This window comes from Paraburkholderia jirisanensis (assembly GCF_054782355.1).
This window is the reverse complement of record NZ_BAAGSQ010000027.1, coordinates 428,049-443,747: the sequence shown is the minus strand read 5'-3', so window position 1 is coordinate 443,747 and position 15,699 is coordinate 428,049. Positions and strand designations below refer to the sequence as shown.

Below are 15,699 nucleotides of genomic sequence, written 5' to 3'. Positions count from 1 at the left end.
CGTCGGGCGACGCTTGGCGACGCGCGCCGGGCGTCGCATCGATGCGCCCGCGGGCTTGCGCACGCCGTAATCGCTGCGCGTCGCACGCCGGGCGTCACATCGGTGCCGCATAGGCCGTAAAAAACGGCCCAGGCAGGGAAAATCCGCGCGCGCGCCGCGTATAATGAGCGCTCTTTTTTGGGCGCAGCGCCGCCCGTCCGTCTGTCGCGGCCACGCGCCGCACGGCACGCGAGGCGCTTCGCGAACCGATCGTGTAGCCGCCAGTCCAAAAAGCGCCGTGCTGTTGCCACTCTGGTCGCGTTGTCGCCACCATGTTCCGGCGCCTGCGCGGCGCGCACCCGCTGGCCGGCTTCTCCGAACCGCGCGCCGCTCACGCGCGATTGCCCCTATCTGCATCTGCCCGAACCGATCCTATGCGTTTTTCCACTTCAGGCCTTTCGTCAATCGCGTCTTTCGTTCCCCCATCCATCGGCCGCGCGGTGACGCTCGGTGTCGTGTTGCCCGCTTCGCTGATTGCCAGCACGGCGTTCGCGCAGGTGCCGCCGCCGGCGGTCAATGCGCGCTCGTGGGTGATCGTCGACGCGACCAGCAATCAGGTGCTCGCGTCCGGCAATCCGGATGAGCGCGTCGAGCCGGCCTCGCTGACCAAGCTGATGACCGCCTATCTGGTCTTCGAGGCGCTGCACACGAAGAAGATCACGATGGAGCAGACGGTCACGCCGAGCGAAGCGGTGCGCCGCGTGCGCAACGACGAATCGCGCATGTTCATCGAGGCGAACAAGCCGGTCACCGTGCACGACCTCGTGTACGGCATGATCGTGCAGTCGGGCAACGATGCGGCAATCGCGCTGGCCGAACTGGTCGGCGGCACCGAATCGCAGTTCGTCGGCATGATGAACGCCGAAGCGCAAAAGCTCGGCATGAAGAACACGCACTTTGCCGACGTCAACGGCATGCCCGACGCGCAGCACTACACGACGGCCGGCGATCTGGCGATTCTGTCGGCACGGCTGATCCGCGATTACCCGGATTACTACAACATCTTCTCGGTGAAGGAATTCACCTACAACAAGATCAAGCAGCCGAACCGCAACCGTCTGCTGTGGCTCGATCCGACCGTCGACGGCCTGAAGACCGGCCATACGCAGGCGGCCGGCTACTGCCTGATCGCATCGGCCAAGCGCCCGCTGCCGGGTGTGCCGGACGCGTCGCGCCGTCTCGTGACGGTGGTGATGGGCGAGACGAAAGAGCATGACCGCGTGCAGGACAGCCTGAAGATGCTGAACTACGGCTACAGCGCGTACGACACGGCGCGCCTGTACAAGGCGAACCAGGTGATCGAGACGCCGCGCGTGTACAAGGGCTCGCAGGATACGGTCAAGCTCGGCGTGGCCACCGATCAATACATCACGCTGCCGAAGGGCCTCGGCGACAAGGCCAAGCCGCAGGTCGAGCATGCCGATCCGCTGATCGCACCGATCGCCGCGGGCCAGCAGGTCGGCACGGTGAAACTGGTCTCGGACGGCAAGACGCTGGCGCAGTTCCCGCTGGTCGCGCTGCAGGCGGTGCCGCAGGCGGGCGTAGTCGGCCGTGTGTGGGATTCGCTGATGCTGATGTTCAACAAGAAGAAGTAAGCCGGGTCGCTTTCCCGGTACCCGGCAGGAATACCGCGTGCGGGCGGGCTGGTGGCGTTGTCTGGTGCAGCGCCGCCTGCTTTCGATGCGCATGCGGTGCAGTCATGGAGGGCGGCATGAGCCCCGAAAACGAATCGTTGATTGAGTACCCGTGCGATTTCCCGATCAAGGTGATGGGTAAATCGCATCCCGAGTTTGCCGCGACGATCGTTGCGGTGATCCAGCAGTTCGATGGTGAATTCGATCCGGCACGGCTCGAAACGCGGCCATCGAGCGGCGGCAATTACACCGGTCTTACGTTGACGGTGCGGGCGCTGAACCGCGAGCAGCTCGATAACATCTATCGCGCGCTCACCGGTCATCCGATGGTGAAGGTGGTGCTTTAAGCGGTTTGCTGCGGAGTGTTCGACGAGTGTGTGTGGTTCAAGGCGCGCTGGGCGACGCATCCTTTGTGTTACCCGTCGGCTTCGAGCAGACCTGCTCGAACAATTGCCTGAAGCGCGCGGCCTCTTTAAAAATCCAGCAGTGAAACGCCTCCACACGCGGCGTGTGGCGTAGATGCGGCGAGCACACGAAAAAATACTGCCACGGGCTCGGTCCGTCGATGTCGAACAGCCGCACGAGGCGGCCGGCGGCAATTTCCTGGGTAGCCAGCGTGCGCCGTGTCAGCGCGATGCCCTGGCCGTCTAGCGCACCTTGCAGCAGATTCGACGAATCCTGGTACAGCACGCCGCGGGTCGGCTCCGGCCAGTCCGTCAGGCCGGCTGCGTCGAACCACTGCCGCCACAGCTGGTCGTCTGAGCGCATCAGCGGGAAATTCGCCAGTTCGGCGGGTGTCTTCGGCAGATTGCCGCCGTTGAAGTGCGGCGCACACGCCGGAAAGAAAATTTCCTCCAGCAGCAACTCCACATGCAAGCCCGGGTATTTGCCGAATCCGAAGCGGATCGCGGCATCGACGTCGTCGCGGCTGAAATCGATCAGCGCATTGGTGGATTGCAGTTCGAGGTCCCATTGCGGGTGCGACTCGATAAAGCTGCCGACACGCGGCGTCACCCAGCGCGCGGCGAACGACGCGAGCACCGAAACGACGAGGCGCCGTTCGCGGTCGCCGGCGCGGATTTCGCGGGTCGCTTCGGCGAGCGTGCTCAGTGCGGCACGTACTTGCGCGGCGTAGCGGCGGCCCACATCAGTGAGCCGTACGCGCTTGCCTTCGCGCGTAAAGAGCGTCACGCCGAGGTCCGCCTCCAGCGCGCGAATCTGATGGCTGACGGCGCCGTGCGTGACGAATAATTCATCCGCGGCACGCGAGAAACTTTCGTGGCGTGCAGCCGCCTCGAATGCCTTGATCGCGTTGAGTGCCGGTAGCTGGCGCCAGTCCATGGTTAGTTTTTCTCACATAGCCGTGAAAATTGCTCGTTTTGCGTAAGCCCTTGTTGCGCCTACGATTGTAGCTATCAAATGTTCTTTGGCGAGGGTGTCATGCGAGAAATTTCCTCTAGCATCCAGTTTGAACTGCATGCAGGTGAAACGGTGCCGATGCGCGTCAACCGCAGCACGCGGATGACGGTGCAAGGCGGCGCAGTGTGGGTGACGCGCAGCGACGATGTCGACGATTACTGGCTCGAGCCGGGCAAGACGCTGGGCTTGCGTCGCGGCGAGCGGCTGTGGCTGAGCGCCGAAGACGGGACCTACGCGAACGTCGCTTTTCACGTGCTGACGCGCGCCGACGAGCGCGCCGCCAACTGGTTTGGGCGACTTGCCGATCGTCTTGCCAGCCGGCTGCGCGGTGGCTGGCGTACGGTTTGACGGCGGGGTCGCAGGGGCGACGAACGCGTTTGACGGCGTTTGAACACCTTTGACCGCGGCTTGCCCGAAGTGCGGGCCGAAGCATGATCCGCAGCCGTCCCCGGCGGGGTGCGCAAGATTTCGGTAAACTTGCGCAATCATGTGTGCCACGCCGGTTTCCCTTCCTGTTGCGCCGTCCAGTCCAAACCCGTCTGGAGCGGCGCTGTCCGAAGTTCCCCTGCCCGAGCCGGTTGCGACAGTGCCCGTCGCGCTGCGCTGGCGCGGCGTCGAGGACTATCAAAGCAGCTTTGACGCAATGCGCGCGTTCACCGAAGCGCGCACCGCGCAAACCACGGACGAAATCTGGCTGGTCGAACATCCGCCTGTATTTACATTAGGCCAGGCCGGCAACCCGTCGCATCTGCTGGTTGCGGATAGCGGCATCCCGCTGGTCAAGGTCGACCGTGGCGGACAGATTACCTACCACGGGCCCGGACAGATCGTCGCCTATCTGCTGCTCGATTTGCGGCGCCGCAAACTGATGGTGCGCGAGACGGTCACGCGCATCGAGCAGGCCGTGATCGAAACGCTCGCGGCGTATAATCTCGCCGGTGAACGGAAGCCCGGAGCGCCGGGCATCTATGTGGCGCCCGGTCCTGACGGGCCCGATGGAGCTGACGCTGGGCTGCACGCCGGCGCAAAAATCGCGGCCCTCGGGCTCAAGATCCGCAACGGCTGCAGTTACCACGGTGTCAGCCTGAACGTGAAGATGGATCTGCGCCCGTTTCTCGCGATCAATCCGTGTGGCTACGCGGGGCTCGAAACGGTGGACATGGCCACGCTTGGCATCGGCGCCGGGTGGGCGGATGTCGCCGGAACCCTCGCCGCACGCCTGATCGCAAACATCGACGGCACTAGCGCCGCCGTCCCCAATCGCAGGCCGGTGCCGCCACCGCTGCCTGACACTGGAACGAACGAATGACTGACGTTACCGCGAATCTCGCAGGCTCTACGGCACCGGAGGCTGCTCCGGCATCCGCCGCATACGACGCCACCGTAAAGCAGAAAGCGCAAGCCAAGACTGCACGTATTCCAATCAAGATTGTTCCGATCGAAAAGCTGAAGAAGCCGGACTGGATCCGCGTGAAGGCGGCGACCGGCAATTCGCGCTTCTCCGAGATCAAGCAGATTCTGCGCGAGCACAACCTGCATACGGTGTGCGAGGAAGCGAGCTGTCCGAATATCGGCGAGTGCTTCGGCAAGGGCACGGCGACCTTTATGGTGATGGGCGACAAGTGCACGCGGCGCTGCCCGTTTTGCGACGTCGGCCACGGCCGGCCGGATCCGCTCGATACGGACGAGCCGCTGAACCTGGCGCGCACGATTGCGGCGTTGCGCCTGAAGTATGTGGTGATCACCAGCGTCGACCGCGACGATCTGCGCGATGGCGGTGCGGCGCACTTCGTCGAATGCATTCAAAAGACGCGTGAGCTGTCGCCGGAAACGCGCATCGAGATTCTGACGCCGGATTTCCGCGGCCGTCTGGATCGCGCGCTGGGCATTCTGAATGCTGCGCCGCCTGACGTGATGAACCACAACCTCGAAACCGTACCGCGCCTGTACAAGGAAGCGCGCCCGGGTTCGGATTACGCGCATTCGCTGAAGCTGCTGAAGGATTTCAAGGCACTGCATCCGCACGTGGCGACGAAGTCCGGGCTGATGGTCGGGCTCGGCGAAACCGAAGAAGAGATTCTGCAGGTGATGCGCGATCTGCGCGAACACAACGTCGACATGCTGACGATCGGCCAATACCTGCAGCCTTCCGAGCACCATCTGCCGGTGCGGGCGTATGTGCACCCGGATACCTTCAAGATGTACGAGGAAGAAGCGTACAAGATGGGCTTCACGCACGCGGCGGTCGGCGCGATGGTGCGCTCGAGCTACCACGCCGATGTGCAGGCGCATGGTGCCGGAGTGGTTTGAGTATCGACGCTTTACACTTCTGAATTGCTATAAGGCCCGCCGTCAGGTGGGCTTTTTTTTGCGCGCGAGCAGGCGAGTATGCGTGCTTGACGTTTTGGACTACGTCGTTTGGCGGAATTGATGGGGCGTGTGTTGCCCGGCACGATGTGTACGGTTTTCGAACACATCAGGAGGGCCTCACATGCACACCGCTCACTGCGCTTTCACGCCGCACGCATCTCATATCCGTTGTGCGAAATGCCTCATCTTAAAAAAGTTGTCAATTGACAACTTTGCGCGTTGTCTTTAGGATTGAGGTTAAGCATGAAGCGTCCAACTCACCCTAAAAAAGAAGTCGAAGCTGCAATCAAGTATGCGGAAGCAAACGGATGGCGTGTCGTTCCAGGCGGTGCCCACGCGTGGGGAAAGATGTACTGCCCGTACAACGACGAGGAGTGTCGCTGCGGAGAGTATTGCATCGCCGGTATATGGAGTACGCCGCGCAATGCCCACAATCACGCAAACGCGTTGATGCGAGTGGTCGATCACTGCTCGTCGCACGCAAGCATCAAGCACAGCATTCAACAAGTGCCGAACAAGGAGTAGCAATGGAGTACGTTTTCACGTTGAAGTATCAGCTGGCGGCGCAAGACGCCGATTTCGACGAGATCGTCGAACGCCTTGGCGAAGCAGGATGCGACGATGCGCTGGTGGGCATCGGTCAGCCTGGCCGTATCGCGCTCGAGTTCACGCGGGAAGCGGAGTCGGCCGAAGCCGCACTCGTCAGTGCGCTGGCAAACGTCAAGCAAGCCATCCCGAGTGCGAAGCTGATCGAAGCCGCGCCCGATTTCGTCGGGCTCACCGATGCGGCGCTCGCTGTTGGCGTCACGCGGCAAAACATGCGCAAGCTGATGATCACGCATGCAACGAGTTTTCCTACGCCGGTGCATGAAGGAACCACCACGGTTTGGCATCTGGCAGACATTCTCGCGTGGCTGCAGGCGAAGGGCAGCTACAGTCTCGAGAAGACACTGATGGAGGTCGCGTCCACCGCTATGCAGATCAACCTGGTCAAAGAGGTTCGGCAAATCACGCCGCGTATGCAGCGCGAACTCGATGCGCTGGTTGCGTAGTACGCACGTGTCGGTATGCCGGAGCAACGGTGGTTGCGGCATGCTTTTCATGTCGTGCGGATGACAGGTGCTGAAGTCCGTGCAGTGAGAGCACAGCTTCAGCGAACCGTCTTTTTGGAAACTTGCAAGTTTGCGTATTTGACCTTAGCCTTCGCAAGTTGAGCGAGCGGCGTCTCAGCATTGCGGACGCAGGTGCGTTCGCAATGTGCCACGGCGCTTCGCGATCCTCAGAATGAATTGGCATCGATCGCCGGCAAGGCACCATGCCGCTGAGCGCTGCCAGGCGAAGGGGCAGGCGAGAAACCGGGCGAAAAGCCGGGTAAAAAATTGTCGGTTGCGTCATTGCAGGGGCATGGCGCGCTCCAGTCAGCGTGCCGCCCTGAGAGCGCCGCAGCCGACCATAATGCAGCGTGCACGAAGCAACTGTCCGAGCGAATCATTCATCGAGCAGCCACATGATGGGTACCGGGAACGACGAAGCACCATCCGCCGCCTGGCATTATCCGCGGCGGGTTGCGCATCGCTGCGGCGGCAAGCTTGCGCCGGAGAACACGTTGGCGGGCTTCGACGCTTGCCTGCAGCACGGCTATCGAATGGTTGAGTTCGATGCAAAGCTGTCGGCTGACAACGAAGTATTCCTGCTGCACGACGACACGCTCGACCGTACCACCAACGGGCATGGCGCGCCCGCTGTCCACACGTGGCAACAGCTTCGCGCGCTGGACGCAGGCGCCTGGTTCGACCACGAATTCGCCGGTGTGCGACTTCCGACGCTTGCCGAAGTGGCCGAACGCTGCGAGCGCGATAGCATTGCCGCGAACATCGAAATCAAACCGTGTCCCGGCCGCGAAGTGCTCACCGGGCAGCTCGTTGCGACCGCCGCGCTCGCGCTGTGGCACCTGCAAACCCCGCTTCTATCGTCGTTCTCGTACGACGCGCTCGTCGCCGCGCGCGACGCAGCGCCAGCGCTGCCGCGCGGCATGCTGTTCGAAGCATTGCCGGATGACTGGCTGCGCATCGTCCGCGAGCTCGAATGCGTGTCGTTGCACGCGGACCACCAGCATCTGAGCGCACCGCTCGTCGCCGCGATCCATGGGGCTGGGCTGCGCGTGCTTGCCTACACGGTCAACCGGCCGGCGCGCGCGCGCGAACTTGCGCAGTGGGGTGTCGACATGATCTGTACCGATCGGCTCGATCTGATCGGCAGCGATATTGGCCCTTGAACCTCGCCGCAACCTGGCAGGGCCGATCAAATAAGAATGCAGCATCCAACACGTTTGAATTTTCGGCAAAGTATGGAGAGACTATGAATTCGACCCGGTTGCGCGACTTGTTTTCATTTTCGGCCATGACCACCGCAGCCGCGGCGGCACTGACGGCAGCTGCCAGCGCCGCGGCGGCACCGCCCGATGCGCTGATTGCGGCGGCGAAGCAGGAGGGACAACTCACGGTGATCGCGCTGCCTCACGACTGGTGCGGCTACGGCCAGGTGATCGGCGCGTTCCAGAAGAAGTACGGCATCAAGATCAACGAACTGAATCCCGATGCTGGCTCGGGCGACGAAATCGAAGCGATCAAGGCCAACAAGGGAAACAAGGGGCCGCAGGCGCCGGACGTGATCGACGTGGGGCTGTCGTTTGGTCCGTCGGCGAAAGCAGCGGGCCTGCTGCAGCCGTACAAGGTGTCGACGTGGAAATCGATTCCCGATGAATCGAAGGATGCCGAGGGCTACTGGTACGGCGACTACTACGGCGTGCTCGCGTTCGAAGTGAACGCGGACATGATCGACAAGGCGCCGACCGACTGGGCCGACCTGCAAAAGGCGGACTACAAGAACGCGGTATCGCTGGCCGGCGATCCGCGCTCGGCCAACCAGGCCATTCAGGCGGTCTACGCGGCGGGACTTTCGCAGACCAGGGGCGATGCCAGCAAGGCCGATCAGGCGGGCCTGAAGTTTTTCGCCGATCTGAACAAGAGCGGCAACTTCGTACCGGTAATCGGCAAGGCGGCTTCGCTTGCGCAGGGCACGACGCCGATCATCGTGCGTTGGGACTACAACGCGCTCGCCGACCGCGACACGCTGAAGGGCAACCCGAAGGTGCAGGTCATCGTGCCGAAGACGGGCGTGGTCGCAGGCGTCTACGTGCAGGCGATCAGCGCTTATGCGCCGCATCCGAACGCGGCGAAGCTGTGGATGGAGTATCTGTACTCCGACGAAGGCCAGATCGGCTGGCTGGCCGGCTACTGTCACCCGATGCGCTACAACGAACTGGTCGCCGCGAAAAAAGTGCCGCAGGCGTTGCTCGACAAGCTGCCGCCTGCGCAAGCCTACAAGAACGCGGTGTTCCCGACGCTGAAGCAGCAGGATGCCACCAAAGAGTCGGTGACGAAGCAGTGGGACCAGGTAGTCGGCGCGAACGTCAAGTAAGCCGACTGGCGTAGCGTATGGGCGGCCCGCGCTCGGTGGTGGCCGCGACAAGCCAGCCACGGCACGCAGCCGCGGCATGCGGCGCACCCATACGCGTGCGGACAAGCCGCGCCGCATGGTATCCCAACGCCGCGCCCGAAAAAGAGAGCGAGCGGCCGATCGGCACCGGCACCCACATACGTGCCGCAACTTGCGGGGTGATTGACGGATGACTGCATCATCGGAAACTGCGCCGCAGGACCGCGGTCCCGGCTGGCGGGCGCCGCCCGGTCCTGCCGCGCCGCGGGCCAGCCGGCGCGCGACATCGTCCGCATTGACATGGCTCGGCGTGCTGCCGTTTTTCGCGTTTGCGCTGCTGTTCCTGATCTTGCCGACCGCCTTCCTGATGATCGGCGCCTTCGAGGATGCGCAAGGCCACTTCACGCTCGCCAATTTTCGCGACCTGCTCCAGCCCGGCGTGCTCGACGCCTACTGGATCAGCTTCAAGGTCAGCGCCGCGTCCGCGTTCGGCGGCGCGCTGTTCGGTTCGTTGCTCGCGTGGGCTGCGGTGCAGGGCCGTTTGCCGGGCTGGATTCGCCCGACCTTGCTGACCTTCTCCGGCGTCGCGTCGAATTTCGCCGGCGTGCCGCTGGCGTTCGCGTTCATCTGCACGCTGGGGCGCGTCGGGCTCGTCACCGTGCTGCTGAAAAAGTATGCCGACGTGAATCTGTACGCGACCGGCTTCAGCGTGCTGAGTTTCTGGGGGCTGACGATCACCTACCTGTACTTCCAGATTCCGTTGATGATCCTGATCGTCGCGCCGGCGCTCGACGGCCTGAAACGCGAATGGCGCGAAGCGTGCGATTGCCTCGGCGGCACCGCGTTTCACTACTGGCGTCATATCGCGCTGCCGGTGCTGTGGCCGAGCATCATCGGCGCAACGCTGCTGCTGTTCGCCAACGCGTTCGGCGCGGTCGCCACGGCCTACGCATTGACTGGCAGTTCGCTGAACATCGTGACGATCCTGCTGTACGCGCAGATTCGCGGCGACGTGATGCACAACCAGAATCTCGGCTATGCGCTCGCGCTCGGCATGATCGTCGTGACGGGGCTTGCGAACGGCGGCTACATCTGGCTGCGTTCGCGCGCCGAAAGGGGGCGTCGATGAACCGCCAGTCGCGGGTTGGCGCATGGACGGCGTTAGTCGTCGGCACGCTGTATTTTCTGATTCCGCTTGCCGCGACATTCGAATTCAGCCTGAGGATGCGACGCGGCACGTACAGCTTCGATGCGTATCGCGTGGTGCTGTCCGATCCGAACTTCCAGGCGTCGTTCGGTTATTCGCTGCTGATGGCGCTGTTGACCATCGTGGTCGGTGTGCTGCTCGTCGTGCCCACGGCCTGGTGGGTGCAGCTGCGCATGCCGAGGCTGCGCGGTATCGTCGAATTCATCACGCTGTTGCCGCTCGTGATTCCGGCGATCGTCATCGTGTTCGGCTATCTGCGCATCTACAACAGTAGCTCGCTGCTGCCGCTTACCGGCAACGAGCGCGCGACCGATCTGCTGCTCGTATTCAGCTACGTAACGCTATCGCTGCCGTATATGTATCGCGCGGTCGATGCGAGCCTGCGCGCCGTCGACATCCGCTCGCTGACCGAAGCAGCCGAATGCCTCGGCGCGAACTGGCCGACGATTCTCTACAAGGTGATCTTGCCGAACATCCGCTCGGGCATCCTGTCCGGCGCGTTTCTGACTTTCGCGGTCGTGATCGGCGAGTTCACGATCGCGAGCCTGCTCGATCGACCTGCGTTCGGCCCGTATCTACAACTGGTCGGCGCGAATCGCGCCTATGAACCGTCAGCGCTGGCGATCATCGCGTTCGCGGTGACGTGGGCATCGATGGGGCTGATACAACTGTTCGGCTCGGCGCGCGCACTGACGCCGCAAAGACCCTGACTGAGGCATCCAAGAATGGCTTTCCTCGAAATCGACGACCTGCACAAGACCTTCGGCTCGAACACCGCGCTGCACCGCTTCGATATGCAGATCGAGCGCGGCGAGTTCATCACCTTCCTCGGTCCGTCGGGATGCGGCAAGACGACCGTACTGCGGATGATCGCCGGCTTCGAAACGCCCACACGCGGCACCATCCGCATCGACGGACGCGACGTCACGCACCTGCGCACGCGCCAGCGCAACGTCGGCATGGTGTTCCAGTCGTACGCGCTGTTTCCGAACATGACGGTGGCCGACAACATTGGTTTCGGGCTGCGCGTCGCGCGGCGGCCGCAGCAGGAAATCCGCAAGCGCGTGGCCGAGATGCTCGAGCTGATCAAGCTGTCGGCGCTCGGCGAGCGCTACCCGTGGCAACTATCCGGCGGCCAGCAGCAGCGCGTCGCGCTGGCCCGTGCGCTGGCAAGCAAGCCGCAGGTGCTGCTGCTCGACGAGCCGCTTTCTGCGCTCGATGCGAAAATCCGCATCTCGCTGCGCCAAGACATTCGCGCGCTGCAGCGCGAACTGGGCATCACGTCGATCTTCGTCACGCATGACCAGGAAGAGGCGTTGTCTATCTCCGACCGCATCGCGGTGATGAACGAAGGACGCATCGAGCAGATCGGCACGCCACTCGACATCTACAACTATCCGCGCACACGCTTTGTTGCATCGTTCGTCGGGACGCTGAACATTCTGTCCGGCAAGGTCATCGATCCGGCCAGCGGCAAGCTGGTGGTCGATGGGCAACCGCTCACCACCACCCAGACGCTGGCCCCCGGCGATGCAGGCAAGAAGCGCCTGCTTGCGCTGCGTCCCGAGGCAATCGTGCTCGAAGCGCCGGCTGCCGGCCGCAATAGCCTGCAGGCGACAGTCGAAGAGGTGAGCTTTCTCGGCGCGGTGGTGCGCATCCGTGCGCGCGCACAGGAAGCCGTGATCTCGCTCGACGTATTCAACGATCCAAACCGCATCCTTCCGCAGCGTGGCCAGCCGGTGGCGCTCGGCTTTTCGCATGAAAATCTGCTGGTGCTCGAAGAGGGCGTCTGACAGATCAGCGCTGCGCCTGGGGTTAGCCCCTACACATGAATTCCGGATTCTCCGACAGCCGCTTTCCGGATTTCCGGAAACTCGGAACACCCCACTTGCGCTCCTGAAAAATCGCGTTATAAATCAACAAGCCGTGACGAAGCGCACGCTGGCATCGACCTTGCAAAGTGGGTGCCCAGCACGCTACGGCCGTGCGCACAACTAAAGCAAAGGAGACTACGATGCCTGAATTCCTGTACCGGTACTTCTGAAATCGTCGTCTAGTGGCGGCCCGCCGGCCGCGCCAGGCGCCGATCGATTGGTGCACTGGCCGCATGGCGAGCCGATGGCTTACTCCATCACAGGAAACATCGTGAAGAAACCCTTCTACAAAATTCTCTACGTCCAGGTGATCTTCGCGATCATCGTCGGCATTCTGCTCGGACACTTTTCGCCGCTCACCGCGGTCGACATGAAGCCTCTCGGCGACGGCTTCATCAAGCTGATCAAGATGGTGATCGGGCCGATCATCTTCTGTACCGTGGTGACCGGCATCGCCGGCATGCAGGACATGAAGAAGGTCGGCCGCGTCGGCGGCAAGGCGCTGCTGTACTTCGAAGTCGTGTCCACTTTTGCGCTGGTGCTTGGCCTGATCGCCACGCACGTGCTGAAGCCGGGTGTCGGCTTCAACATCGATCCGTCCACGCTCGATGCCAAGGCGGTTGCATCGTACGCCGCCAAGGCGCATGGCCAAACGACCGTCGACTTCGTGATGCACATCATCCCGGACACGATCTCGTCGGCATTCGCGCAAGGCGAAATCCTGCAGATCCTGCTCGTCGCGCTGCTGTTCGGCAGCGTGCTCGCGACCATCGGCGAACGCGGCAAGGTCGTCACCGACTTTATCGAAGGCATCTCGGGCGTGCTGTTCGGCGTCGTGCGCATCATCACGAAGCTCGCGCCGATCGGCGCGTTCGGCGCGATGGCCTTCACCATCGGCAAGTACGGCATCGGCTCGCTGCTGCCGCTGCTCAAGCTGATCGGCACGTTCTATCTGACCTCGATCGTGTTCGTGGTCGTGGTGCTCGGTACGATCGCGCGCATGGTGGGCTTCAACATCCTGCGCTTCGTTGCGTACATCAAGGAAGAGATGCTGATCGTGCTCGGCACGAGCTCGTCGGAAGCGGCGCTGCCGCAGCTGATGCTGAAGCTTGAGAAGCTCGGCTGCTCGCGCTCGGTGGTGGGCCTCGTGGTGCCGACCGGTTACTCGTTCAACCTCGACGGCACCAACATCTACATGACGATGGCGGTGCTGTTCATCGCTCAGGCCACCAACACCGACCTGACGCTCACGCAACAGCTGACGCTGCTCGCGGTGACGATGCTGACGTCGAAGGGCGCGAGCGGCGTGACCGGCGCCGGCTTCATCACGCTTGCGGCGACGCTGGCGGTGGTGCCGACCATTCCGCTGTCGGGCATGGTGCTGATTCTGGGGATCGACCGCTTCATGAGCGAGTGCCGCGCGCTGACCAACATCGTCGGCAACGGTGTCGCGACGGTGGTCGTGTCGGCGTGGGAACACGAGCTCGACCGCTCGAAGCTGCGTAGCGAGATGCGCCGCGACGTGTCGGTCAGCGAAACGGCGGATGTCTGAACCATGAAGACGACGGCGCCGGATGCTGCGGCGCCGTTGCCGCCCACGCGAGAGCCGCAGCAAGCGACGCAATCGCAGCAAGCGGCGCAATCACAAGCGCAATCACAACCGCAGCACGCGTCGCGCACGCACAGTAATAACGATGGGGACAGCGCGGACCATGCAGCGCGATATGCCACAATAGGCGATCCCCATCGACCTGATTTCGCCATCGTGACGCGCCGCCTGCTCGTTCTATTCGCGCTCGTCGCCGGGCTCGCGGCGGCGTGCGGGTTGACCTGGTCGATCGCCTGGCAGCGCGGCATCGAAGCGCTGCGGCTCAACGCGGCCGCGCGCGCGGACCGCACCACCAGCGCGCTGAAAAGCACGCTCGAGCGTTACGAATCGCTGCCTTATCTGCTTGCCGAGCATCCGGTCGTGCAGGACGTGGTCGTGAAGCCCGACGCAACGAATGTCGCGCGCGCGAATCACTACCTCGAAGACCTGAACCGCCAGGCTCGCGCGAACGTCACCTACATCATCAAAGCCGACGGCATCTGCGTCGCAGCCAGCAACTGGCGCGATCCGGACAGCTTCGTCGGCGTCGAATATCTGTTTCGCCCGTACTTCAATGACGGCGTGCAAGGTCATGTCGGGCGCTTCTTCGGCATCGGCACGACGTCGCATGATCCGGGTTATTTCATCTCGCAACCAGTATTGCGCGATGGGAAGATCGTCGGCGTGGCGGTCGTCAAGCTCAATCTCGAATGGTTCCAGGGCGCGGACGCATCGGAGCCGTTGCTGGTCACTGACGATCACGGCGTGATCTTTCTGTCGTCAGTACAGGCGTGGAAATATCACACGGTGCAGCCGCTGTCGCCCGCGGTGATGGAGTCGATCCGGCAGACGCGCCAGTACGCGCAGCAGCAGATCACGCCACTGCCGATGACGATCGAACGCACGCTGCAAGGCGACGCGCAGATCGTGCGGATCGGCGGCACGCGCCCCGCGTCGCGCTATCTCGCGTCGACCCGCGTGCTTGGCGAACCGGATTGGCATCTGATCACGATGTCGCCGATCGATCCGGTCGATTCGAATGCGCGTTACGCGACTATCGTCACGGGCTTCGGCTACGTGTCGCTATGCCTGCTGGCGTTCTACTGGCGCATGCGCCGCGCGCGGGTGCGCGAGGTAATGCGCAGCCGCACGCTACTGCAAAAGGCGTATGCGGAACTGAACCAGCGCGTCGCCGAGCGCACCGCCGATCTGTCGCAGGCCAACGAGCAACTGAAAAACGAAGTGCGCGAACGCGCGCGCGCCGAGCAGGAGCTGCGCGCCGCGCACGACGAACTGATCCAGGCGAGCAAGCTTGCCGCGCTCGGCCAGATGGCGGCCGGCATCACGCACGAGCTGAATCAGCCGCTGGCCGCGCTGCGCAGTTTCTCGGACAACACCCGCGTGCTGCTCGAACGCGGCGACCAGGCGGCGGCCCACGAAAATCTCGAAGCGATTGCGTCGCTGACCGAGCGGATGGGCAAGATCACCAATCAGCTGAAGCTGTTTGTCGGCCGCGCGCGGCCGCGCAGTGCGCGGGCGCCGGTCGCGCGGGCGCTGCGCAACGTGCTGGCGCTGCTGCAAAAGCGCCTGCAGGGCGTGACAGTGGACGTGACGATACTCGATGCGACGCGCGCCACGCACACATCGCGCGAGCCGTTCGACGTCAACGCGGAGCATCCGGAGGTGGTGGCAAATTGCGACGATCTGCGCCTCGAACAGGTGCTGATCAATCTGCTCGGCAATGCGCTCGACGCAGTGGCGGCCACGCCCGCGCCGCGCATTGCCATCGATATGGACGCGAGCGAAACCACGCTCGCGATCACGGTGCGCGACAACGGCCCCGGCATTGCGCCGGACGTGCTGCCGCGCCTGTTCGAACCGTTCTTTACGACGAAAGAGATGGGGCAAGGGCTCGGCCTTGGGCTCGCGATTTCGTCGTCGATCGCGCGCGATTGCGGTGGCTCGCTGGTTGCGCGCAACGAGGCCGACGGCGGCGCGGCTTTCGTGTTGACGCTGCACCGCGCGCGCACGCCGGTCAGCGATCCGCTCGCGGCCAGTACCTGAATTTAT

Annotated in this window: 14 protein-coding genes and 1 pseudogene; 14 read left to right on the top strand and 1 reads right to left on the bottom strand. The window is 63.2% G+C overall.

Going from position 1 to position 15,699, the window contains the following annotated elements:
• Positions 1-413: 413 nt before the first annotated feature.
• Together ACYVNQ_RS24755 and ACYVNQ_RS24750 are read left to right on the top strand one after the other, a co-directional pair.
• Positions 414-1,634 carry a D-alanyl-D-alanine carboxypeptidase family protein gene (locus ACYVNQ_RS24755; RefSeq protein ID WP_460905587.1) on the top strand — a complete coding sequence of 407 codons (1,221 nt, stop codon included), beginning with the start codon at positions 414-416 and terminating at the stop codon, positions 1,632-1,634.
• Between the two features lie 116 nt (positions 1,635-1,750).
• Positions 1,751-2,020 carry a DUF493 family protein gene (locus tag ACYVNQ_RS24750; protein ID WP_460905584.1) on the top strand — a complete coding sequence of 90 codons (270 nt, stop codon included), beginning with the start codon at positions 1,751-1,753 and terminating at the stop codon, positions 2,018-2,020.
• 37 nt (positions 2,021-2,057) lie between these two features.
• Here the strand turns inward: ACYVNQ_RS24750 and ACYVNQ_RS24745 are convergent, their stop codons facing one another.
• Positions 2,058-3,014, bottom strand: a complete 957-nt coding sequence (locus tag ACYVNQ_RS24745; RefSeq protein WP_460905581.1) for a transcriptional regulator GcvA — start codon at positions 3,012-3,014, stop codon at positions 2,058-2,060.
• Positions 3,015-3,113: 99 nt separating this feature from the next.
• Here ACYVNQ_RS24745 and ACYVNQ_RS24740 point away from each other — a divergent pair, with 99 nt between their 5' ends.
• The 12 genes and pseudogenes from ACYVNQ_RS24740 to ACYVNQ_RS24685 all read left to right on the top strand — a co-directional run bounded on the left by ACYVNQ_RS24740 (position 3,114) and on the right by ACYVNQ_RS24685 (position 15,693).
• Positions 3,114-3,440 carry a DUF2917 domain-containing protein gene (locus ACYVNQ_RS24740; RefSeq protein WP_460905578.1) on the top strand — a complete coding sequence of 109 codons (327 nt, stop codon included), beginning with the start codon at positions 3,114-3,116 and terminating at the stop codon, positions 3,438-3,440.
• Between the two features lie 139 nt (positions 3,441-3,579).
• Positions 3,580-4,382, top strand: a pseudogene (lipB, locus tag ACYVNQ_RS24735) (lipoyl(octanoyl) transferase LipB).
• A 15-nt stretch (positions 4,383-4,397) separates the two neighbouring features.
• The gene (gene lipA / locus ACYVNQ_RS24730) at positions 4,398-5,402 is read left to right on the top strand and encodes a lipoyl synthase (RefSeq protein WP_460905574.1); all 1,005 of its coding nucleotides are present in this window, start codon (positions 4,398-4,400) and stop codon (positions 5,400-5,402) included.
• 303 nt (positions 5,403-5,705) lie between these two features.
• Positions 5,706-5,987 (top strand): hypothetical protein, encoded by a 282-nt coding sequence (locus ACYVNQ_RS24725; RefSeq protein ID WP_460905571.1) that lies wholly within the window; start codon positions 5,706-5,708, stop codon positions 5,985-5,987.
• A 2-nt stretch (positions 5,988-5,989) separates the two neighbouring features.
• The gene (locus ACYVNQ_RS24720; protein ID WP_460905568.1) at positions 5,990-6,514 is read left to right on the top strand and encodes a helix-turn-helix transcriptional regulator; all 525 of its coding nucleotides are present in this window, start codon (positions 5,990-5,992) and stop codon (positions 6,512-6,514) included.
• 458 nt (positions 6,515-6,972) lie between these two features.
• The gene (gene ugpQ / locus ACYVNQ_RS24715; RefSeq protein WP_460906089.1) at positions 6,973-7,737 is read left to right on the top strand and encodes a glycerophosphodiester phosphodiesterase; all 765 of its coding nucleotides are present in this window, start codon (positions 6,973-6,975) and stop codon (positions 7,735-7,737) included.
• 83 nt (positions 7,738-7,820) lie between these two features.
• Positions 7,821-8,942, top strand: a complete 1,122-nt coding sequence (locus ACYVNQ_RS24710) for an ABC transporter substrate-binding protein (RefSeq protein WP_460905565.1) — start codon at positions 7,821-7,823, stop codon at positions 8,940-8,942.
• A gap of 208 nt (positions 8,943-9,150) precedes the next feature.
• Positions 9,151-10,089 (top strand): ABC transporter permease, encoded by a 939-nt coding sequence (locus tag ACYVNQ_RS24705; RefSeq protein ID WP_460905562.1) that lies wholly within the window; start codon positions 9,151-9,153, stop codon positions 10,087-10,089.
• Positions 10,086-10,877: an ABC transporter permease gene (locus ACYVNQ_RS24700; protein WP_460905559.1), complete on the top strand. Its 792-nt coding sequence runs from the start codon at positions 10,086-10,088 to the stop codon at positions 10,875-10,877. Before ACYVNQ_RS24705 ends, ACYVNQ_RS24700 begins: the two co-directional genes overlap by 4 nt.
• A gap of 15 nt (positions 10,878-10,892) precedes the next feature.
• Entirely contained in the window at positions 10,893-11,960 is a 1,068-nt protein-coding gene (locus ACYVNQ_RS24695) for an ABC transporter ATP-binding protein (RefSeq protein WP_460905556.1), read from the top strand.
• A gap of 352 nt (positions 11,961-12,312) precedes the next feature.
• Positions 12,313-13,593, top strand: coding sequence for a dicarboxylate/amino acid:cation symporter (locus ACYVNQ_RS24690; protein ID WP_460905553.1), 1,281 nt, complete (start codon positions 12,313-12,315; stop codon positions 13,591-13,593).
• Between the two features lie 36 nt (positions 13,594-13,629).
• Positions 13,630-15,693, top strand: a complete 2,064-nt coding sequence (locus ACYVNQ_RS24685; RefSeq protein WP_460906087.1) for a sensor histidine kinase — start codon at positions 13,630-13,632, stop codon at positions 15,691-15,693.
• The last annotated feature ends 6 nt before the right edge of the window (positions 15,694-15,699 follow it).